The organism is Desulfosporosinus sp. FKA, assembly GCF_002196785.1.
Classification (GTDB): Bacteria; Bacillota; Desulfitobacteriia; order Desulfitobacteriales; family Desulfitobacteriaceae; genus Desulfosporosinus; species Desulfosporosinus acididurans.
In genome coordinates, this window is sequence record NZ_NAHZ01000031.1 from 313,246 (window position 1) to 335,529 (window position 22,284).

The window sequence follows — 22,284 nt, forward strand, 5'->3', positions numbered from 1 at the left end:
TAGATAGTTGTAGTGATGCGTTTCCGGGAAAAGCCGAATGAAAACTAGCTTAAACAAACAAAAACAAGAGTTACATAGAGGGGGAGTAAATGTGAAAAAGATCGTTTTATTGGTATCCAGTTTGCTCTTAATTTTCACTTTAGTGGGTTGCGGCACAGGAAATACTACCCAATCCTCAGGAAAAACCACAGATACTTCACAAGCCCAAGCGAAACCCACTGAAATCATGATCTCAGCCGCTGCAAGTTTGAAAGATTCTTTGACTGAACTTCAAAGCGATTATGCAAAGGTAAAACCTAATGTAAAACTTGCCTTTAATTTTGCGGCTTCCGGTACTCTTCAGCAGCAAATCGAACAGGGCGCTTCTGTGGACTTATTTATTTCTGCCGGAAAGAGTCAGATGGATACTCTGGAGAAAAAGAATTTACTGCTTAAAAACAGCAGAGTAAATTTACTCGGCAATGATTTAGTTCTTGTTGCCGGGAAAGATAACAGTAAGGTTACTTCGCTTCAGGATTTAACAAAAGCGGGTGTTAGCCAGGTTAGTATCGGTACCCCTGAATCAGTGCCTGCAGGCAAATATGCCCAGGAATCTTTGAAAAACCTCAAACTTTGGAATGCTATACAGCCCAAACTGGTAGAAGCCAAAGATGTGACTCAGGTACTTAATTATGTTGAAACAGGGAATGCGGATGCAGGTTTTGTTTATCAGTCGGACGCTCAACAATCGAAGAAAGTAAAAGTTGTAGCCGTTGTCCCCGATAGCACCCACAATCCGATTGTTTATCCGGCAGCCATTATTGCCGCAACGAAAAATCAACAGGTCACTGAAGATTTCCTTAAATATTTACAAAGTTCCGATGCCCAAAAAGTCTTCCAAAAGTATGGCTTTAAAACCTTAGCAAAATAATTGATAGCCGGGTGAGCCCTATGGATTTGAGTTTTGTGCCGATTATATTATCTCTGAAAGTTGCTTTGGCATCTGTTATCATTGTTACCTGTTTTTCCATTCCCATAGCAGGACTCATGGCACGGCGGGAGTTCTGGGGCAAAGATGTTGTGGAGTCAATCATTACCTTACCCTTAGTACTCCCGCCTTCTGTTATCGGTTTTATGCTGCTGGTTGTCTTCGGGAAGAACGGTCCCTTAGGCGTGTTTCTTGAACAGTTCTTTCATACCAGAGTAGTTTTTACTATCGAGGGAGCGGTGATTGCGGCAGTTGTGGTTTCCTTCCCGTTGATGTATCAATCTGTAAGGGTTGCCATGGAAAGTGTTGACCAAAACCTGGAAAGGGCTGCCCGCACCTTAGGGGCGAGGGAAATAAGGGTGTTTTTCACCATTACTTTGCCGCTGGCTTGGAATGGTATTATTGCCGGTTTGGTTCTGGCTTTCGCTCGGTCCTTGGGGGAATTCGGAGCGACCTTGATGATCGCCGGAAATATCCCCGGCAGAACTCAAACCATGCCTTTGGCTATCTACTTTGCCAATGAATCAGGAGATATGCGTACGGCGAGTATCTTGGTTGTTATCATGACCTCCTTCAGCTTCCTGGTAATTTATGGCTTGAATCGCTGGGGGAAAGGAACACGACGAGATTCGCGGGGAGGCGGGACAAATGCTTAAGGCACATTTTAAAAAGAAATTACCCTCCTTTGAGCTGGAGGTTGATGTTTCCATAAGTAACGGTATTCTCGCTCTCGTCGGGCATTCCGGTGCCGGTAAAACGACGATTCTGCAATGTGTGGCAGGCCTCCAGACCCCATCTTGGGGAGAAATCGCGATTTCCAACAAACCAGTCTTCTCTTCCGAATTAGGGACAAATGTTCCTATTCGTAAACGGCGTATCGGGTATCTTTTTCAAGATTATGCTCTATTTCCCCATATGACGGTTGAGAAAAATGTCCTGTATGGCAAACCGAAAAAAGGGAGTGCGTCCGAAAAGGTTCTTACCGCCGGAGATGTGCTGGAGATGCTCAAAATTGAACATCTTCGGAATCGTTATCCTAGTCAGATTTCAGGGGGAGAGAAACAAAGAGTAGCCCTTGCTCGAGCTTTAATGACGGAACCGGAATTGTTGCTGCTCGATGAACCTCTCTCGGCTCTTGATCAAAACACCCGCAGCACCCTCCAGCAAGAGCTGCTTAAGCTGCAAGCACAATGGAAGATTCCTTTTGTTCTCGTGACCCATGATCTTCAGGAAGCTGAAATGTTAGGCGACCAAATCATTAAAATTGATCATGGCCAACAGGAGATAATTAAGGAACAGGGGGAACAGGGAAAACCGGAAAAGCTAGAATTGGTCAGGGGACTTAATAATGCCCGGTAGGCGGCTCTATCGTTCATCAATATAATTGTGCATGATTATAATTTGAAATTTAATACGTTTACCTCCGAGCCAGAAGGACCTAAAGAGCAGATTAACAAATAAATGCATCTATGGTCGCTGGACAGGATTTTTGATCCTCAGGGTGTTCCTGGAAACGGGTATGCCTTCACGTTTTGAAAAGGAGCAGCATGGAATAGCGATAGGCTATCGGTTTATTAATGGCTCCCTTTTTAGGGAGCCATTATTTACGCTCTCAGTCGTCTTTTTCTTAAATCTTGCCGCATATGGTATTTAACTTGAGCTATTTAAGGGCTTGAAGCAAGACTAGTGGATAAATAATGATCTTTAGAGAGAAGGGAAAGGGGGGACGTTTTGGTTAGCATTTTAAGCGGAATCGATTTTTCTCCCTTATGGATTTCTCTCAGAGCAGCAACACTGGCAACCTTTGTGACCTTCTTTTCCGGCCTGGCGGCTGCAAGTTTTGTCTCAGCTTATCGGGGAAAATTTAAGGGGGTAATTGACGGCCTTCTTACTTTACCTCTGGTTCTGCCTCCTACCGTCGTTGGATTTTTACTGCTTTTAGTTTTGGGCAAAAACGGTCCTCTGGGCAAATTGCTGCTGGCTATTGGCATGACGATCATCTTTTCTTGGCCCGCTACGGTTATTGCGGCTTCAGTAGTGGCATTTCCCTTAATGTATCGGACTGTGCGCAGTGCTTTTGAGCAAATTGATCCCACGATTATTTATGCCGCTCGTACTTTGGGCGTTTCAGAATGGAAGATATTTTGGAAGATAACCATTCCTTTGGCCTGGCCCGGGGTAGCCGCTGGAACAGTATTAGCTTTTGCCAGGGCTTTGGGTGATTTTGGCGCGACGCTGATGGTCGGCGGCAATATTCCAGGAGAAACACTGACGATTCCTGCGGCTATCTTTTTTGCCGCCGACGGAGGAGATATGGAAAAGGCTCTGTTATGGGTAATCCTAATTTTTATCATTTCGCTGATCGTTATGACTCTTATGAATTATTGGTCAGATTACCAGCGCAAGACTATTGTTGCAGGCGGCAGGGAATAACATGGGATTGATTGTTGATATCCGCAAAGAATTAGCGGGTTTTGAACTCAAGGTTAACTTTGAAACTCAGGGAGAGGTTTTAGGTTTTTTGGGGGCTTCCGGTTCAGGCAAAAGCATGACTTTACGCTGTATTGCCGGTATAGAATCTCCTGATCAGGGGCGAATTGTCCTCAATGGCCGCGTCTTGTTTGATTCCCAAAAAGGCATTAATCTGCCTTGCCGGCGCAGGAAGGTCGGCTATGTCTTTCAAAATTACGCTTTGTTTCCCCATCTGACGGTTGAAGAAAATATTGGCTTCGGAATTGGAGAGCGGAAGCGTGAAGATCGCCAGGCGATCATCAAAGAAATGGTTACAATGATCAAGTTGGAGGGCTTAGAAAAGAGATATCCCAGTCAGCTCTCAGGAGGCCAACAGCAGCGAGTTGCCCTGGCCAGAGCCTTGGCAGCAAAGCCCGAAGCCTTGCTTTTAGATGAACCCTTTTCCGCTCTGGATGATTATCTGAGAAACCACATGGTCAAACAATTAACGGAGACTTTGGCGGGGTATTCCGGGGCGACTTTGTTTGTTAGTCATAATATCGAGGAAGTCTATCGGGTTTGCCAAAGTTTGATTCTCTTGTCACGAGGGAAAATCGAGGGGAAAGGAGGGACTGAGGAGGTATTTAAAGCTCCATCGTCGCTGGCGGCGGCCCAATTAACGGGGTGCAAAAACATTTCCCCTGCCAATTACATATCACCTTTTAAGCTGGAAGCCTTAGCTTGGGGCATTACCTTAAAAACTGAGATTAAGCTCTCACGACAAGTTACCCATGTGGGTGTTCGTGCCCATTTGATCGGAGCTGCCGCCGGGGAAATGAAGGATAATGTATTTCGCTGCCGACTTAATTTTATAAGCGAAGGGCCATGCAGAATATCGGTTTATCTGACGGTAGAGCAAGACTATCAGGGGCAGGGCAGCCAGCTGCTGGAATGGGAAATGACTCCGCAAATGTGGCTGGCAATGAAAGATCAGCCGCAGCCCTGGTGTTTGAGGATAGCTCCCGAAGACCTGATTATTTTCTAAATATTCTTTTGATTTTCAAGAAGAGAGGGAGGAAAATAGGATGTTTTCTGGAATAAAGAACTCAAAAGGAAGTCGAGTTATCTTAGGAGTGCTTAGCTGCATTATTCTACTCATGTTAGTATCCATCTCTGGGTGTTCAAGCAGTGTCAAGGACGCTTCAACTACAGCAGCCAGCGGTGCCGGTCAAAGCAAGCAAATTAAACTTGTCATTTCCACAGCCCCTAGTCTAAAAGGTTCCTTTGATGGAATAAAAACACGTTATGAGGCTAAAAATCCCCAAGCAGCTTTGACGTTTAATTACGGGCCCTCAGGCTCACTGCAGAGTCAAATCGAGCAAGGGGCAGGCACGGACATTTATATTTCGCAGGGTAAGCCCCAGATGGATGCTTTGGAACAAAAAGGGCTTATTCAGAAAGATTCAAGGGTTAATTTGTTAAGTGATGAACTGGTTCTAATTGTCAATAAAGGCAATACTTCTATTAAAAGCTTTGAAGATTTAAGCAAACCGGAGGTTAAGAAAATCGGCATCGGCGAAGCTAAAACTGTTCCGGCGGCTAAGACGACTCAGGAAACTCTGACGAGTCTCAAATTGTGGGATAAATTAAAACCTAAGATGGTCATTGGTAAGGATCTGATGCAAATTATGGCCTACGTCGAAACGGGAAATGCTGATGCCGGCTTTGTCTGGGATACCATAGCTATCACTTCGGATAAGGTGAAGGTTGTAGCAACTGCACCTGCCGCTTCTCATTCTCCCATCGTCTTACCGGCTGCCATTGTCGCCTCTTCTAAAAACAGCGATGCTGCTGCTAAATTCTTAGCCTATTTGCAGAGTGACGAGGCTATGAAAATTTTTAATAAGCATGGTTTTGTGAAGGGAAAATAATTGGAATCTTGAGGTGGATAGAAATGCTTTATATTAGTGATGAAACGATTGAACATTGGCTCCGGGAAGATGTGCCTTATCTTGATTTAACAACGCAGTCACTTGGTATTGGTGCCTTGAAAGGCAGGATAGTTTTTAAAGCGAGAGAATTTACTGTGTTATCCGGAGTTGAGGAGGTATTAAGGATCTTTGCTAAGCTGGGAATTACGCCGGTTCGATCCTTGCCGTCGGGCACTATTGTTAATAAAGGGGATGTCTTTATTGAGGCCGAAGGATTAGCTTCAAACCTGCATATGGCTTGGAAAGTGTCGCTGAATATCCTTGAATACTCTTCGGGTATTGCCACCAGGACTAAGAAGATGGTGGATAAGATTCAAGCTATTAATCCCAAGACTGCTCTTTTGGCTACCCGCAAATCATTTCCGGGTACTAAAGAACTTTCTATCAAGGCAATTATCGCCGGAGGCGCTTTGCCACATCGCTTAGGATTGTCGGAGACAATTTTGGTGTTTAAGCAGCATATGGTTTTTCTCGGCGATGTTAATGATTTAGCGCAAAGAGTAAAAGAAATTAAAGCTCAGGTTTGTGAGAAAAAACTGATCGTTGAGGTGGAAACCATCGAGGATGCCCGTCTTCTGGCCGAAGCCGGCGTTGACGGATTGCAGTTCGATAAAATTCCAGCCTCAGATTTAAAAGCCATTGTGGAGCAAATCAGGCAGATTAATCCCCAGATCACTCTGCTGGGAGCGGGCGGTATTAATGAAGGAAATATTGAAGAATACGCTCGTACGGGAATTAATGGCCTTGTTACTACTTCAGTGTATTTCGGAAAACCTTCTGATATTGGAGTCAGTATGGAAAAGATAATTTGAGAGTTAAATGATGAGTGAGATTAGACCTTGGAGATTTTGAAAGGAGCGAGAAAGCCATGGAGTGGTTTACCTTAACGATTGACGGGCGGGAAGTTTGCGTTCCCAAGGGGACAACAGTACTTGAAGCGTGTAGCCTGAATAATATTCCGATCCCCACCCTGTGTCATAATCCGGAACTAACGCCTTCAGGTTCCTGTCGTTTGTGTGTGGTTCAAATTGAAGGAATGCGCAATCTTCCCCCGGCATGTGCTACCCAAGTTACCCAGGGGATGAAGGTGGAAACTCAGACTTCCAAGGTAAGAAATGCACGTAAAATGATTTTGGAATTGTTAGTTGCCAGTCATCCCTTGGATTGCATGACTTGTCAAAAGCTCGGCAGCTGTCTCTTGGCTAAGTATGCTTATGAATATGGTGTCAAAGGGAACGTCTTTCAGGGTGAAAAACACGACCTTCCCATTGACGACACCAATCCCTACATTTTACGGGACTTGAATAAATGCATCCTCTGCGGAAAATGCATAGCCACCTGTGAGGCGGTATCTGAGCGCAATGTGATCGGGTTTGCCTATCGGGGATTTAAGACTAAGGTCGCTACATTTATGGATACGGATTTAAAAGATTCGGCTTGTGTCTATTGTAACAGGTGCGTCTCTGTCTGCCCCGTGGGGGCTCTTATGGATAGGAGCATGATTGGTAAAGGCAGAGAGTGGGAGTTAACAACAGAAGAAGTGACGTGTACGTTTTGTGAGTCAGGCTGCAAATTCAACCTTAACTTTAAGAACGGTAAAATGGTGGGAGTTACAGCCAAAGCAGCTGCTAATGGCCGTCCTCTTTGTCTGAAGGGTCGAATCGGTTCTGATTTAAGGTACAATCCCGAGCGCACCGCAAGGCCTTTTGTGAAACAGGACGGGGAATTTGTGCAGGTGACTTGGGGAGAATTTTTAGGCCTTGGCGACATTCTGGAGAAGATTAATTCTCAGGCCTAGAGTTTAACTGCCGTCAAGAAATGGGTTTAGCTTTAAAGCTTAGTAAGTTTGACCTAACAACAATTAGAGACCTATTTAAATAATATAAGGAAGCAATTGTTTTCCTATCTGGAGAAAATAATTGCTTCCTTTATTAGTGGAACAATTATAATAATTAATCCTCTCCGCCGGCCAGAATGAACTCGAGTAATCACTCTAGCGACAGTGATTACTTCTACGACCTCACACTTTAGGAATCCGCAGATACTTTGGCTCTTCTGGATTGAGATGCTGCTATGGCTAAGATTACTGATTACTGTACGCTTCTGTTAAGCTCGTCGACGACGTCTCTCAAGGTTAACATGCCAAACATGGTTTTGGGAAACCCAGCCGTGGGAGCTACTAACATCATGGCATGTTCAATTTCTTCTTGCGTACATCCGCCTGTTAACGCTTTGAGGATATGCGTTCTCAATGCATAGGGATATTGACATTCGGTGGATAAAGCGACTTTAATTAACCAGCAAGTTTTTTGATCAAGGGGACCTGTTTCATGGACTAGCTTGCCATAGGTTTCGTAAGCCTGATAGATTTGCTCGTGGTTGGTTGTAAAATACTTTGAATTTTCTTCAATGGTGTCCAGATTGTCAAAGTAATCGTCCAAACTGTTTTCCTCCCTATAAGTTTAATGTTAATTTGGCAATAGATGGTCAAATTTATTCTCCCGGCAGCGATCTTTTATCCGGTTTTTAAGTCCTTGCCACTGGACATTATTGTATCTGAAGACCAAATATTCAGCTTTAACAGAAGTTCACTGATGTTTTACGCGATTCTTGCGGAGTCCCCTCACTATCTGATATACTTTATGTTTAGGATGGATCAGTTGAAATTTTGAACTATTATTTCTGGATATAGAAATGAGGGGGAAGACCTTGGCACAGGCTTCGCAACGTATTCGTAACTTTTCTATTATTGCGCACATTGATCACGGTAAATCCACGCTGGCGGATCGCTTAATTGAATATACGGGAGCTCTAAGTAAGCGTGAAATGGAGGAACAGGTCCTTGATTCCATGGACTTGGAGCGTGAGCGAGGGATAACGATTAAGCTTCAGGCGGTACGTCTTAGTTATCAGGCTAAAGATGGTGAGGTTTATGAGCTGAACCTTATTGATACCCCAGGGCATGTCGATTTCACCTATGAGGTGTCCAGGAGCTTGGCAGCTTGTGAAGGAGCCTTGCTCGTGGTTGATGCTGTTCAGGGAATTGAAGCCCAGACCCTGGCCAATGTTTATTTGGCGTTGGAGAACAATCTGGAAATTATTCCGGTAATTAATAAAATTGATCTTCCCAGTGCTGAACCTGAGCGGGTGCAGCAAGAAATCGAAGATGTCATCGGCCTGGATGCCAGTGATGCTATTCTTGCTTCGGCCAAAGTGGGAACCGGTGTGGAGGAAATCTTAGAAAGAATCGTGACCATGGTTCCGCCTCCCCAAGGAGATGACGAGACTCCTTTGAAGGCCTTGATTTTTGACTCGAAGTTCGATGCTTATAAAGGAGCAATCTCCTATGTACGGGTGGTTGAAGGACGCGTAGCCAAAGGGACAACGATGAAGATGATGTCCACGGGAAAGGAATTTGAAGTAACAGAAGTGGGTGTATTCACACCTGCTATGAAAATCGTCGAAGAACTGAAAGCCGGGCAAGTTGGTTTTATCGCGGCCAGCATTAAAAATGTGAAGGACACTCAAGTTGGGGATACAATTACCGATGCCGAACGTCCTGCGGCTGAACCACTGCCTGGATATCGAAAATCCACCCCGATGGTCTTCTGCGGGCTTTACCCTGTGGAAACCAATGATTATAACCGCTTGCGGGATTCTTTGGAGAAGCTTCATTTAAATGATGCCAGCTTGGTGTTTGAACCGGAAACCTCAGCTGCTCTGGGTTTCGGTTTTCGCTGCGGATTTTTGGGCCTGCTCCACATGGAGATTATTCAGGAACGTTTAGAGAGAGAATATGATTTGAATCTCATAACCACGGCTCCGAGTGTTATCTATAAAGTGAAGAATATTCTTGGAGAAGTCCTGGATATTGACAACCCTGCCAATCTTCCGCCTGTCGATCAAATTGAGACGATTGCGGAACCGGTAGTTAAAGCGACGATTCTGGTTCCCGCTGATTTTGTTGGGCCGATCATGGAACTGAACCAGGAAAAACGCGGGACTTATCTGGCGATGGATTATGTGTCCAAGAGCAGGGTGAGACTGGTCTACGAACTTCCCCTTAGTGAAATCGTCTTCGATTATTTTGATGAATTAAAATCCCGGACCAAAGGGTATGCTTCTCTTGATTATGAGTTAGCAGGCTATAAAGAGTCGGATTTAGTTAAAATTGATGTTCTTTTAAATGGCGAGTTGGTGGATGCTCTTTCCTTTATTGTTCACCGGTCGAAATCCTATAACCGGGGCAGAAAACTGGTGGAAAAGCTGCAAGGGATCATTCCGAGACAAATGTTTGAAATCCCCATTCAGTCTGTCATTGGCAATCGGGTTATTGCCCGCGAAACGGTGCGGGCTATGCGCAAAGATGTCCTGGCGAAGTGTTACGGAGGAGATATTTCCCGTAAACGAAAACTCCTCGAGAAGCAAAAAGCGGGGAAAAAGCGCATGAAACAGGTCGGAAATGTTGAAATTCCCCAGGATGCCTTTATGGCCGTATTAAAGATTGAAGATTAAATGGCTAAATTAAGAAGGAGAGAGGTAAAAATCATGCCTTCTCTATATGTTCACGTTCCTTTTTGTATTCAAAAGTGTGATTATTGTGCTTTCTATTCGCATGGACTAACAGATTACTCTAAAGAACTTATCCCCTTATATTTAGAGGGCCTTGAAATGGAAATGGCCAATCATCAAAAAGATGCTCCTCAGGGAGTATCTTCTCTTTTTATTGGAGGAGGCACTCCGACAGCGCTGCCCCTTGAAAATTTGGACCATCTTCTGAAGCTCATTATCCGTAATTTCTCTTTTGCTGAGCGGGCGGAGAAGACGACAGAAGGAAATCCGGGCACTCTTACGCGAGAGAAGCTGATCTTGCTGCGGGAATACGGAATCAATCGCTTTTCTTTAGGGGTCCAAGCCTTTGATGATAACCTGTTGAGAAACGTCGGACGGATACACAGCGCTCAACAGGCGCGTGCTGGCGTTCAGCTTTTAAGAACCCTGGGATTCACGAACATAAATTTGGACTTAATGTTTGGACTTCCTGGGCAAACAATGAGCTTATGGAAGAAGTCTGTTGAAGAAGCCTTGTCGTATAGACCGGAACATCTTTCTCTCTATGGGTTAATGCTGGAGGAAGGGACTCCGTTGTATGACCGCTTTGGAGAAGGCTTAGATGGGACGGAATCAACCGGCGCTCAAGGTTTGCCTGACGATGATGTTCAAGCGGACATGCAGGAATGGGCTGTGGAACACTTGGAGAAGGCCGGTTACCTTCATTATGAAACGTCAAATTTTGCTCTTCCCGGCTTTGAGTGTCGGCATAATTTGGGTTATTGGCGCGGAGAGGAGTATTTGGGTTTAGGGCCCGGTGGAGTATCTTGTCTCAGACAAATTCGGCAAAAGAATGTGGAAAATGTGCGGGCTTATCGGGCAAGTCTTCATGAAGGGAAGGAACCTCTTGATGAAGAAGGGAAAGAGATGTTGTCTCTCGAGGATTGTATGGCTGAACGGATGATTTTGGGACTAAGGCTGCGTGAGGGTGTTAGCTTTACGAAGTTTCGTGAGGATTTTGGCGTTGATCTAAGGAATATTTATGGGGATGTCTTGGAACGCTATCGTAATAGGGATTGTTTTGTGATCAGGGGTGATCGTTTGAGCTTGAATGCGAAGTATGCGTTTGTGGCGAATGGGATATTACGGGAATTCGTCAGGGGCGCAGGGTGACCCAGCCCTCGGGGGCGTGTCGGGGGGACGGTCCTTTTGACACGATTTATCTGGGGGCGGCCGCAGGGGTCGGAGACTGCTTGGGCTGCTCCCGAAAGATCTTATGCTTGTGTCATATTGCGCTCTGGGTTTCGGGGGTGTGGGAGTAATTCTATGAAGGATGTGCGCGCTTGATTTTAGGAAAGTTTGGGATACGGCACATTTTATGTGCGCCGACAACCTTAGGTGTGAGGCGGGCATAAATGGAATCAGGGGGATGCGCCATCGGTGTGTCAGTGGGACCGTCCCCTTGACACGCCTCTGGGGTCGGTCGCTGGAACGGAAGTTTGCTGGGCTGCTTCCGTAAAGACCTCGTGCTCGTGTCACACTGCGCCCTGGGCTTTGGGGGTGTGAGACGGGCGCAAACGGATTCAAGGTGTGTCAGAAGGACCGTCCCTTTGACACGTTTCTGGCTGTGAATTGCTTAAAAGGTTTCTTAAAATAGGGCATATTATATGAGAAAATGATTCTTGACAAAGATAAAAGAGCGTGGTAATGTGAAGACATAAAATGTTAGCACTCATTAGAGGAGAGTGCTAACAACTCCAGGTAACAGTGAAAGGCGGGAAGCATGAATGCAAATGGATGAGCGTAAACGAAAAATACTTCGAGCGATTGTTCAGGATTATATTGCTACCGCTGAACCGGTTGGTTCGCGAACTATTGCTCGAAAGTTTGATTTGGGAGTTTCTCCGGCTACAATTCGCAATGAGATGGCGGATTTGGAGGAACTGGGCTTTATTGAACAGCCCTATACGTCGGCGGGACGAATTCCTTCGGATGCCGGTTATCGATATTTTGTTGATTGTTTAATGGATGCTCAAACTCTAAGTGATGAGGATAAGGAAATTATTGAACGTGAAAGTACAAAGAAGATTTGTGAGATTCAAGAGGTTGTTTCCCAAACCAGCAGGTTGCTTTCGGAGTTAACGAGCTTGACTAGTTTAGTTCTCGGCCCGCAAAAGGGAAAAAGTGCTTTTGGCAAGATGCATTTTCTGCCTTATCAGCCGGGTCAGGTTATTATGGTGATTGTCAAGGAAAATGGGGTTGTTGAAAATCATATCGTTGATGTGGGTGATAATCTGACGGCGGAAGATCTTCAGAAGGTTGCTGATGTTTTTAATCAGAAAATGAAGGGGTATTCGTTAAGTCAAGTTAAGCGAAGTATGCTGCATGAGATTTATAGTGAATTGTCCCGGCAAAGGCATCTGATCGATAATGCTTTAGAAATGCTTGATGCTATCTTGGATGGCAGTGAAGAAGATGAGCCTATTTATTTGGGCGGAACGCTTAATATGTTAAATCAGCCCGAATTTCGGGATTTAGATAAAGTTAAAAGCTTGTTCAAGGTGTTTGAGGAAAATGAGCCTCTGAAGAAACTTCTGCTCCCTCGTCAGGAAGGACTAAATGTTACCATCGGTGGGGAGAATACTCTGAAGGAATTCCGGGATTGCAGTGTGATTTCGGCGACTTACAAGGTGAATGGGAAGACTATTGGTGCTGTGGGGGTCTTGGGACCGACGCGAATGGATTATGGTAAGGTGATTGCCATTGTAGATTTTATGACAAAAAGTTTGACTGAGGTACTGGCGCGGGGTAAACCGCGCGGATATAAGTGATGTTTGAACCTTTTGGTTCATTCCATATAAAATTTAGAGTACGTGAGGTGATTGCGAATGGCGGAAAAAAAAGAAGAAAATCTTAAGGATCAATCGTCCGAAGTGAACGAGGAATATACAGCCAGCGAATCAAGCAGTTCTGAAGAAGCTAATACTCAAGAAGATAATTCAAATAGCAAAGATATGGCTCCTGCCGAGAAAATTTTGGCCCTGGAAGCTGAGCTTACTCAGGTCAAGGCTAAGGCGGATGAATACTACGATCGCTTCTTGCGTCTGCAGGCTGAGTTTGATAACTATAGGAGACGAACTCAAAAAGAAAAGACGGAAATCGTTAAATATGCCTCTGAACAGCTTGTGAGCGAGTTGCTGCCGGTTTTAGACAATTTTGAACGGGCTACGAGTTCTGCCCAAAATAATCCCGATATAACAGCTTTTTCACAGGGTGTCGATATGATTCTTCGTCAGCTGCAGACGGCTTTGAGCAAAGTTGGCTTAAAACCGATGGAAGCTGTGGGCCAACCTTTTGATCCTAATCTTCATGACGCTGTTATGAGAGTTGAATCTGAAGATCATCCGGAAAATACCGTGGTGGAAGAATTACAAAAAGGTTATTTTCTGAAAGAAAAAGTACTGCGTCCCTCGATGGTTAAAGTTTCGAATTAGTGAGTTATCGAATTGAAGGAGGAAATTAGTCATGAGTAAAGTTATAGGTATTGACTTAGGTACTACAAACTCTTGCGTATCCGTTATGGAAGGCGGAGAGGCTGTTGTTATTCCAAATGCTGAAGGGAATCGTACAACTCCCTCGGTAGTGGGTTTTTCTAAAACAGGAGAACGTTTGGTGGGTCAAGTTGCTAAACGTCAGTCTGTCTCCAATCCTGAGAAGACTGTTATTTCTATTAAACGTCATATGGGTTCTGACTATAAAGTGAAAATTGATGATAAGCCCTACAGTCCGCAAGAAATTTCGGCAATGATTCTGCAGAAACTTAAAACGGATGCTGAAGCTTACCTAGGTCAAACCGTAGATAAAGCAGTAATTACTGTCCCAGCCTATTTTACAGATGCTCAACGTCAAGCAACAAAAGATGCCGGTTCTATTGCCGGTCTGGAAGTATTACGGATTATTAACGAACCGACGGCTGCTGCTCTGGCCTATGGCTTGGATAAAGAACAAGATCAAACTGTTTTAGTCTATGACCTTGGCGGCGGAACTTTTGATGTTTCAGTCCTCGAATTAAGTCAAGGTATGGTAGAAGTTAAAGCAACCAGCGGTAACAACCACTTAGGCGGTGACGACTTCGACCAACGTCTCATCGATTATATGGTGGCTGAGTACAAGAAGAGCAATGGCGTTGATTTAGCGAATGATCGTGTTGCCCTGCAGCGTTTAAAAGAAGCAGCTGAAAAAGCAAAAATTGAGCTTTCCGGTGTTACAAGCTCTAACGTTAATCTTCCCTTTATCACAATGACGGAGCAAGGTCCGCAGCACTTAGATATGAACATTTCTCGAGCTAAATTCGAAGAGATTATCGCTGATTTGGTCGAAGCAACACTTGGACCTACTCGCCAAGCCATTGAAGATGCTAAACTCAGTTGGAAAGACATTGATCAAATTATTTTAGTCGGTGGTTCAACACGGATTCCTTCTGTCCAAGAGGCCATTCGCAAATTAAGCGGTAAAGAACCTCACAAAGGTGTTAACCCGGACGAAGTTGTTGCTATGGGTGCTTCTATTCAAGGCGGCGTACTCAGCGGTGAAGTTAAAGACATGATCTTATTGGATGTTACCCCGCTGTCCTTGGGAATTGAGACCCTTGGCGGAGTATTCACCAGAATTATTGATCGTAACACGACCATTCCGACGACAAAATCCCAAATCTTCTCCACTGCAGCGGATAATCAGACCTCAGTTGATATTCATGTGTTGCAAGGGGAACGTGAGATGGCCAGCTATAACAAAACTTTAGGCCGTTTCCAACTCACAGGTATTCCAGCCGCACCTCGCGGTATTCCTCAAATTGAAGTTAAATTTGATATTGACGCAAATGGGATCGTGCACGTTTCCGCCAAAGACATGGCTACAGGCAACGAGCAGAAAGTTACGATTACGTCTTCTACAGGTCTCTCCAAAGATGATATTGAAAAAATGAAACAAGATGCCGAACTTCATGCTGATGAGGACAAAAAACGTAAAGAATTAATTGATGCTAAGAACCAAGCCGATTCAATGGTTTACCAAACCGAAAAAACCCTGAAGGATTTCGAAGGTAAGGGTGATGCGGGAGAACTTGATAGTATCAAAAAAGCCCTTGAAGAACTTAAGACCGCAGCCGCTACGGACGATGTTGCTGAAATCAATGCTAAATCAGAGGCTTTGACCAAAGTGCTGCATCCCTATGTTGAGAAAATGTATCAACAGCAAGCCGCTAATGCACAAAATGCTGGAGCTCAGCCCGGCGGAGAAGGTTCTGCCAAGAAAGACGATGATGTTGTAGATGCTGAATTTACAGAGGTTGATAAGGATAAATAGGGAGCCGAGGGGTACGCGGCAAGATCCTAGGTAAGCCATTGCCGAGCAGCCCCCTTATAATAGATGCGCAGCGGACTAAGAGGCTGCCGAGCCGAATGGTTCGCTGCGCAAAAAAAAATTGGGTGCAAGGGTTTTCCGGACTTTTGTGCCCGCCTTTTGTTTGTTTTGGATAAATTTAGATTTTCTAAGATAAGGATATTACCTTGTGCTTAAACACGAAGGATCATATAATACTAGAGGACTTTATTTTAAGCTTACTATCCTTAATATGGGCAAATCTTTTCTTTATGGTGTCCTGTAAAGGCCTTAAGGTGATTTATACCTTTAACAGGTTAATTTAGAAACCTAAGATTAATGAAACTCTTAAACAGGTTAAAATGTTGGAAAGTGCGAATGGCTATAGGAGTGATGGAGGAAACCATGAAACGCGATTACTATGAGGTGCTCGGGGTTGAGCGATCGGCCAGTGACCAGGAAATTAAGAAGGCCTATCGAAAATTAGCCCGTCAGTATCATCCTGATGCTAACCCGGGTGATAAAACTGCCGAGGAAAAGTTTAAGGAAGTTGCTGAGGCCTATGATGTTTTAAATGATCCCGACAAAAAAGCGCGGTATGACCAATTCGGTCATGCTGGCTTTGATCCCAGCCAAGGCGGCGGAGGCTTTGGGGACATGGGAGGCTTTGGCGATATTTTTGATATGTTCTTTGGAGGCGGCGGCGGACAGCGGCGCAATGGCCCGCAGCGAGGCGCAGATTTGCGTTATGCCATGTCTTTAACCTTTGAAGAGGCTGTTTTTGGTGCGGAAAAGGAAATTCAGATTCCGAGGGACGAGACATGTACGGAATGTCAGGGCTCCGGTGCAGCTCCGGGTACTCAACCGACGACTTGCTCTCAGTGTCATGGCAGCGGGCAAGTTAAAATGACCCAACGCACGCCCTTTGGGCAGATACAGACGGCCCGAACCTGTCCGACTTGTCAAGGAGAAGGCCGAACAATTAGTACTCCCTGTTCCACTTGCCACGGAAAAGGGAAAGTTCGTAAGGTTAAAACGATTAAAATTAATGTTCCCGCTGGTTCGGAAGACGGCCTGAATTTAAGGCTGAGCGGAGACGGCGAAGCCGGAGCTAAGGGCGGACCTGCGGGAGACCTTTATATCGTTCTGCAGGTTAAACCTCATAAATTCTTTGATCGCGAAGGTAACGATGTCTATTGTGAAATCCCGATTACCTTTATTCAGGCCGCTTTGGGCGCGGAAATTGATGTGCCGACCCTGGATGGAGTTGTGAAGATGAAGGTGCCTGAGGGTACTCAGACTTCAACGGTCTTTCGTCTTAAAGGGCATGGCGTTCCCTATCGCCGCGGCAGCGGTCGAGGAGATCAGCATGTGCGGGTAATTTTGACTACACCGACAAAGTTGAATGAGAAGCAAAAACAACTTCTGCGTCAATTTGGTGAGGCTACTCCTGATCATCAACAAATGGGCAAGAAGTCCTTGTTTGAGAAATTTAAAGAAAACCTCCGGGATGCAATGGGTTAAAAATTTAGGTTAATAGAGATAAAAGGAGCATAACATGGATTGGCGTGAAGTGGCGGTGACAATTTCGGCAGAAGGGGAAGAAATTGTTGCCGATCTTTTTTATCAGTTAGGATGTCCGGGTGTCAGTATCGATGATCCGGAAATTTTGCGAGGATACATAGAATCAGGGTCTTGGGATTTCCACGATTTTGGTGAAGTTGAAGCTACGGGAACTATAGTGATTAAAGGCTATTTCCCTGAGGATAATGAACTTTCTGCCAAATTGCAAAGACTCGATCAGGGAATTCGGGACCTTTTGGAGCGTTTTCCAAACTGGGTCGTTCAAGTCAAAGGAATTTCGTTAAAAGAAGAAGATTGGGCGACGGCTTGGAAGGCTTATTTTAAACCTGCCCGAATTGGCAAGCGGTTTTTAATTAAGCCGAGCTGGGAGCACGTTAATCCGGCGCCGGAAGATATCATACTCGAACTTGATCCGGGTATGGCTTTTGGAACAGGGACTCATCCGACAACGACTCTTTGCTTAAAAACATTGGAGAACATTGTTAAACCGGGCCAGAAGGTTTTTGATTTAGGGACTGGTTCGGGAATTTTAGCCATTGCGGCTGCCAAGCTGGGGGCTGAGGTTGAGGCTGTAGATCTGGATTCAGTAGCTGTCCGGGTCGCTCAAGAAAACGTAGATTTAAATCATGTGAGTGACAAAGTTCGTGTCTCGCGAGGGGACCTGGGGACAGTACTCAGAGGACAAGCTCAGGTTGTTATCGCCAACATCATTGCAGATGTTATTCTTATGCTGCTCGAGGATCTCAAAAGAATCTTAAGTCCGGAAGGAGAATTTCTGGCCTCCGGAATTATTGAACACCGGGCTTCTGATGTTGAGGAAGGTATGAAAAAGGCCGGTTTGGAAATCTTAGAACGAGTTGAAGATTCTGGCTGGATTCTATTTCGAGCAAGGTGGGCTAATTAATGCATCGGTTTAAGATTACGGAACTTGGTAAAAACGCTTTTTGGCTGCGAGGAACGGAACGGGATCATCTGGTTCGTGTGCTGCGCTTGACTCCGGGCGATAAGGTTTTGGGCTATGATAACAGCGGCATGGAATATACGGGCGTGATTTTGAAAATCGAAGATAAAAGCGTGACTTGTCGGATTCTGAGCACTGATCATCCGGACGTTGAGGCCCATACCTCAGTTTTTCTGGTGGCTGGACTTTCTAAAGGGGAAAAAATGGAATGGGTTATTCAAAAAGGAACAGAGATTGGTATGGATGGCCTTTTTCCCTTGCGGGCAAAACGCTCTGTGATGCAGCTCGAGGGGAGTAAAGCTCAGGAACGAGTCGCTCGCTGGCAAAAAATTGCTGCGGAAGCTTCCAAGCAGTCTCACCGGGTGAAGGAACCCCAGATCGGGGAGGTTTGCAATTGGGGAGACCTGAAGAACAAGCTGCCTGAGGGAACTCAATGGCTGATTCCTTATGAGGAAGAGAAAACTCGGCGTTTAACTACGGTGCTGAGTACCTTTGATCCGGACCTGCCGATTGCTATTTTGATCGGACCGGAGGGCGGGTTTGAGGCAGCTGAGGTAGCCAGGGCCAGTGAAGAGCTGGGGGCGCAAAGCGTTTCGCTGGGACCGCGGATTTTGCGGGCGGAAACGGCAGCCTTGGCGGCGTTGACGCTGGTGCTGGGGCATTTCGGGGACGTAGGGTGACCCAGCCCTCGGGTCGTACGTTCGCAGAGCAAACTAACCGTTCAGGAGACTGCTTTGGGGGGGCGGGGTTCCCGCCATAAGCGCCATCCTTGGCGCTATGGCGGCGGCGCACGTCCTGCGCGCCGCCCCGCGTCTGGGGTTGTCTCGTGAACGGAAGTTTGCTGGGCTGCTCCCGTAAAGACCTCGGGTCCGTGTCACGCTACGTCCTGGGCTTCGGGGGATGTTGGGGCTGTTCTTTGGAAAAGGTAGGTTCCCATTTTGGGTCTTTTCTTGAGGGACGGCACATTTCATGTGCACCGTCTGTAGCGGGTGATAAGCGAGACGGGGGCGTGTCGTGGGGACGGTCCTTTTGACACGCTGGCACATCCGGTGCCGTCGTCCATGGCGCTATGGTGGTGGCGCACGTCCTGTGCGCCGCCCCGCGTCTGGGGTTGTCTCCTGAACGGAAGTTTGCTGGGCTGCTCCCGTAAAGACCTCGGGCCCGTGTCACGCTGTGTCCTGGGCTTCGGGGGATGTTGGGGCTGTTCTTTGGAGAGAAGATAGGTTCCTATTTTGAGTCTTTTCTTGGGAGACGGCACATTTCATGTGCACCGTCTGTAGTGAGCGATTAGCGTGTCGGGGGCGTGCGTGTCAAGAGGACCGTCCCCCCGACACGCCCACTTGACACGTCGGGTATATCCGGTGCCGTCGTCCATGGCGCTATGGCGGCAGCGCACGTCCTATGCGCCGCCCCGTATCTGGGGTCGGTCTCCTGAACGGAAGTTTGCTGGGCTGCTCCTGTAAAGATCTCGGGTCCGTGTCACGCTGGGTTCTGGGCTTCGGGGATTCTGGGGCTGTTCTTTGGAGAAGGTAAGTCTCATTTTGAGTCTTTTCTGGGAGACGGCACATTTCATGTGCGCCGTCTGTTGCCTATTTGTGTAAATTCGTGATATGCTGCGAATTAGAAGAACGTGGGAATTCTAAAAATGATCGGAACTAGGAATCATAAGCCGCGAAAAAGGTGAGTATTAATGGCTATAGAAATTGGACAAGTTAAAACAACCGCTGCTGAGTTTGAATTACGAACTCCGAACCACGAACCACGATCTGCTGTTTGTTTTTTGACCCTTGGCTGTAAAGTGAACCAAGCGGAAAGTGAAGCGTTGGCTCAGCTTTTTCGTGAGGCTGATTATGATGTGGTAAGCGCTTCAGAGGAAGCGGATGTTGTGGTTGTTAATACTTGTACTGTGACGAATACTGGAGGCAGTAAGTCGCGCCAGGCGATTCGCAGGATGATTAAGGTTCATCCGGAGAGTATTGTTGTGGTGACGGGTTGTTATGCTCAAACTGCTCCAGGGGATGTTCTTGATATTGAAGGAGTGGACCTGGTTCTTGGGACTCAGGATCGTGGGAAAATCTTAGAGTGGATAGAGCGGGTTAAGCAGGAGCGTAGGCCGCAGAATGCTGTGCGTGGGATTGAGGATGCGGGTGAGTTTGAGGAGCTTCCTCAGCTCAATGAGGAAAATAGGACGAGGGCGTTTCTGAAGATCCAAGAGGGGTGCAATCAGTTTTGTACATATTGTATTATTCCTTACGCGCGGGGTCCTTTACGAAGCCGTCAGCCGGATAAGGCTCTTGCTGAGGCCAAGAGGTTGGTGGAGGAGGGTTACCCGGAAATTGTTCTGACGGGGATTCATACGGGGTTTTATGGTCAGGATTTGAACTCGGGTTGGAATTTAGCGCGTTTGATTCGTGAGCTGGTTGAAATTCCGGGGCTGCGCCGTTTGCGGCTGAGTTCGATTGAGCCGATGGAATATACGCCTGAGCTGATTGATTGTATTGCTTCTTCGGCTATTGTTTGCCCTCATGTACATATGCCGTTGCAAAGCGGCAGTGATAGGGTATTAGTCCGTATGCACCGGCCTTATACATTACAGGATTATCGGGAGTTATTGCTTCGCTTACGACAAAGGATACCTGAACTTGCGGTTACGACGGATATTATTGTCGGCTTTCCGGGGGAGACAGAGGAGGATCATGCTTCGACGTTGAATTTTGTGAGGGAATGTGGTTTTGCAGGTGTGCACGTGTTTCCTTATTCCAAACGTCAAGGTACTCCTGCCGCTGATTATCCGGATCAAATTCTCAAGAAAGTTAAGGATCAACGGGTTAAGGAGTTAATGGCGGCTGCGCATGAAAGTCAGGAAGCGTTTATGCGCAGATTTATTGGGAAACGGGTAGAAGTACTGGTGGAACGGGTTGATCCTGAGGGCAATGCTGTTGGACATACGCCCCATTATATTGAAGTTCATTTGCCGAGACAGCAGAATAAGCTCTGGTTTTCGCGTCAATTTGTTCAAGTTGTTTTGGAAGAGGATTATATTCCAAGGTAAATCTTAACCTTTAATGTCAAAACATGTCGTCGTTTGGGAAGTATGCAAAAGGATAGTTTGGATTATGATAAGGAGGCAAAGAAAATGTATAGTGACGATTGTATTTTCTGCAAAATTGCCCAACGCAAAATACCCAGTGACATAATTTATGAAGATGATCAAGTGGTGGCTTTTAAAGATATTCAGCCTTTAGCGCCTGTGCACTTGTTGGTAATACCTAAGAATCATCTGAGCAGTGTTAATGAGGTTACCTCTGAGTATGAGGGCCTGATTGGTCATCTTTTCGGAGTAATACGACGTTTAGCTCAAGAGTTCGGAGTGGCAGAGACGGGCTACAGAGTTGTGACCAATACTGGAGCTGATGGGGGCCAAGTTGTGGGACATCTTCATTTTCATTTACTCGGCGGACAGGCTCTTGAGGCCAAAATCGGCTAGTGGCTTGCTGGTACGTGAATACCACGAAATCAGGATACTGTTATTATGATTAACAAGTCAGCTTGACGCAACTCGATTATTCCATTATAATTATAAAGTATATTGTGATGATCCAGTGGAGGGAGGGATAAGACAATGAGTGAAGTCAGAGTTGGTAAAAACGAATCCCTTGATGCCGCACTCCGCAGGTTCAAGCGTTCTTGTCAAAAGGCAGGGGTCAGTGCAGAAGCTCGTAAACATGAGGCCTACGAAAAGCCGAGCGTGAAAAGAAAGAAAAAGTCTGAAGCTGCACGTAAACGCAAGTTCAAGTAAGGAGTGTCTTGAATTGTCCCTGAAAGATCGCCTCGTTGAGGATATGAAGGTTGCCATGAAGGCCAAAGAGGAGGGGAAGGTAAGACTTTCCGTCATCCGAATGGTCAGGGCTGCTATAAAAAATGCTGAGATTGAGAAGCACATCGAATTCAATGATGACCAGGTTATTGAAGTTTTGGCACGAGAATTAAAATTGCGTCGAGATGCATTGGAAGTATTTGGTAAAGCGGATCGCCCTGAAAAGGTAAATGCTTTGGAAGAGGAAATTGCCATCCTGAAGGAATACCTTCCTCAACAGCTTTCCGAAGGGGAAATTCGCCAACTCGTACAAGAGACCATTGCCGCAGTGGGGGCACAGAACCCTAAGGATCTCGGCAAAGTCATGGGTGCTTTGTCACCGAAGACTAAAGGTCGGGCAGATGGCAAAGTTGTCAATCTTATTGTACGTGAAATGCTCGGGGCATAATATTTGAAGATGAGAAAAGACTCGGTGGCGTAAGCCTCTGGGTCTTTTTGCCTTATCAAGGCGACGTTCAAGTTTTCTCTACATAATCAGCAAGAATTAGATCGTGGGCTTGGACTATTCTGGCTCTTTCCCTCA

21 protein-coding genes and 1 riboswitch are annotated in these 22,284 nt (G+C 46.0%); of the genes, 20 read left to right on the top strand and 1 reads right to left on the bottom strand.

Annotation, left to right across the window (positions count from 1 at the left end; genetic code table 11):
• Positions 1-91 precede the first annotated feature (91 nt).
• From modA (B5771_RS16520) to B5771_RS16555, 8 genes are all read left to right on the top strand, one after another.
• Positions 92-910, top strand: coding sequence for a molybdate ABC transporter substrate-binding protein (gene modA / locus B5771_RS16520; protein ID WP_088188521.1), 819 nt, complete (start codon positions 92-94; stop codon positions 908-910).
• A 20-nt stretch (positions 911-930) separates the two neighbouring features.
• Positions 931-1,623: a molybdate ABC transporter permease subunit gene (modB, locus tag B5771_RS16525; protein WP_088188522.1), complete on the top strand. Its 693-nt coding sequence runs from the start codon at positions 931-933 to the stop codon at positions 1,621-1,623.
• Positions 1,616-2,326, top strand: a complete 711-nt coding sequence (locus tag B5771_RS16530) for an ATP-binding cassette domain-containing protein (protein ID WP_088188523.1) — start codon at positions 1,616-1,618, stop codon at positions 2,324-2,326. Before modB (B5771_RS16525) ends, B5771_RS16530 begins: the two co-directional genes overlap by 8 nt.
• 50 nt (positions 2,327-2,376) lie before the next feature.
• Positions 2,377-2,527, top strand: a riboswitch (molybdenum cofactor riboswitch).
• Between the two features lie 171 nt (positions 2,528-2,698).
• Positions 2,699-3,400, top strand: a complete 702-nt coding sequence (modB, locus tag B5771_RS16535; RefSeq protein ID WP_172408295.1) for a molybdate ABC transporter permease subunit — start codon at positions 2,699-2,701, stop codon at positions 3,398-3,400.
• A 1-nt stretch (position 3,401) separates the two neighbouring features.
• Positions 3,402-4,463 carry an ATP-binding cassette domain-containing protein gene (locus B5771_RS16540; RefSeq protein ID WP_088188524.1) on the top strand — a complete coding sequence of 354 codons (1,062 nt, stop codon included), beginning with the start codon at positions 3,402-3,404 and terminating at the stop codon, positions 4,461-4,463.
• A gap of 40 nt (positions 4,464-4,503) precedes the next feature.
• Entirely contained in the window at positions 4,504-5,349 is an 846-nt protein-coding gene (modA, locus tag B5771_RS16545) for a molybdate ABC transporter substrate-binding protein (protein ID WP_088188525.1), read from the top strand.
• A gap of 23 nt (positions 5,350-5,372) precedes the next feature.
• Entirely contained in the window at positions 5,373-6,221 is an 849-nt protein-coding gene (gene modD, locus B5771_RS16550; protein ID WP_088188526.1) for a ModD protein, read from the top strand.
• A 56-nt stretch (positions 6,222-6,277) separates the two neighbouring features.
• Positions 6,278-7,207, top strand: coding sequence for a 2Fe-2S iron-sulfur cluster-binding protein (locus B5771_RS16555; RefSeq protein WP_088188527.1), 930 nt, complete (start codon positions 6,278-6,280; stop codon positions 7,205-7,207).
• 292 nt (positions 7,208-7,499) lie between these two features.
• Here B5771_RS16555 and B5771_RS16560 read toward each other — a convergent pair whose 3' ends face one another.
• A complete protein-coding gene (locus tag B5771_RS16560) occupies positions 7,500-7,850 on the bottom strand; it encodes a carboxymuconolactone decarboxylase family protein (protein ID WP_088188528.1) in 351 nt (116 codons plus the stop codon).
• Positions 7,851-8,118: 268 nt separating this feature from the next.
• Between B5771_RS16560 and lepA the strand changes: the two genes are divergently transcribed.
• The 12 genes from lepA (at position 8,119) to B5771_RS16620 (ending at position 22,149) form a co-directional block, all read left to right on the top strand.
• Positions 8,119-9,924: a translation elongation factor 4 gene (lepA, locus tag B5771_RS16565; protein ID WP_088188529.1), complete on the top strand. Its 1,806-nt coding sequence runs from the start codon at positions 8,119-8,121 to the stop codon at positions 9,922-9,924.
• 33 nt (positions 9,925-9,957) lie between these two features.
• The gene (hemW, locus tag B5771_RS16570; RefSeq protein ID WP_088188530.1) at positions 9,958-11,133 is read left to right on the top strand and encodes a radical SAM family heme chaperone HemW; all 1,176 of its coding nucleotides are present in this window, start codon (positions 9,958-9,960) and stop codon (positions 11,131-11,133) included.
• A gap of 614 nt (positions 11,134-11,747) precedes the next feature.
• On the top strand, positions 11,748-12,791 hold the full coding sequence (gene hrcA, locus B5771_RS16575) for a heat-inducible transcriptional repressor HrcA (protein WP_088188531.1): 1,044 nt from the start codon (positions 11,748-11,750) through the stop codon (positions 12,789-12,791).
• Positions 12,792-12,848: 57 nt separating this feature from the next.
• A complete protein-coding gene (gene grpE / locus B5771_RS16580) occupies positions 12,849-13,454 on the top strand; it encodes a nucleotide exchange factor GrpE (protein ID WP_047809904.1) in 606 nt (201 codons plus the stop codon).
• 31 nt (positions 13,455-13,485) lie between these two features.
• Entirely contained in the window at positions 13,486-15,324 is a 1,839-nt protein-coding gene (gene dnaK, locus B5771_RS16585) for a molecular chaperone DnaK (protein ID WP_088188532.1), read from the top strand.
• Between the two features lie 420 nt (positions 15,325-15,744).
• The gene (gene dnaJ, locus B5771_RS16590; protein ID WP_047809902.1) at positions 15,745-16,863 is read left to right on the top strand and encodes a molecular chaperone DnaJ; all 1,119 of its coding nucleotides are present in this window, start codon (positions 15,745-15,747) and stop codon (positions 16,861-16,863) included.
• Positions 16,864-16,897: 34 nt separating this feature from the next.
• Positions 16,898-17,827, top strand: coding sequence for a 50S ribosomal protein L11 methyltransferase (gene prmA, locus B5771_RS16595; RefSeq protein ID WP_088188533.1), 930 nt, complete (start codon positions 16,898-16,900; stop codon positions 17,825-17,827).
• Positions 17,827-18,564, top strand: coding sequence for a 16S rRNA (uracil(1498)-N(3))-methyltransferase (locus B5771_RS16600; RefSeq protein ID WP_088188534.1), 738 nt, complete (start codon positions 17,827-17,829; stop codon positions 18,562-18,564). Before prmA ends, B5771_RS16600 begins: the two co-directional genes overlap by 1 nt.
• 1,010 nt (positions 18,565-19,574) lie before the next feature.
• On the top strand, positions 19,575-20,936 hold the full coding sequence (gene mtaB, locus B5771_RS16605; protein WP_088188535.1) for a tRNA (N(6)-L-threonylcarbamoyladenosine(37)-C(2))-methylthiotransferase MtaB: 1,362 nt from the start codon (positions 19,575-19,577) through the stop codon (positions 20,934-20,936).
• 84 nt (positions 20,937-21,020) lie between these two features.
• On the top strand, positions 21,021-21,371 hold the full coding sequence (locus B5771_RS16610; RefSeq protein WP_088188536.1) for a histidine triad nucleotide-binding protein: 351 nt from the start codon (positions 21,021-21,023) through the stop codon (positions 21,369-21,371).
• A gap of 135 nt (positions 21,372-21,506) precedes the next feature.
• Positions 21,507-21,683, top strand: coding sequence for a 30S ribosomal protein S21 (rpsU, locus tag B5771_RS16615; protein WP_047809898.1), 177 nt, complete (start codon positions 21,507-21,509; stop codon positions 21,681-21,683).
• A 13-nt stretch (positions 21,684-21,696) separates the two neighbouring features.
• Positions 21,697-22,149, top strand: a complete 453-nt coding sequence (locus tag B5771_RS16620) for a GatB/YqeY domain-containing protein (RefSeq protein WP_088188537.1) — start codon at positions 21,697-21,699, stop codon at positions 22,147-22,149.
• The last annotated feature ends 135 nt before the right edge of the window (positions 22,150-22,284 follow it).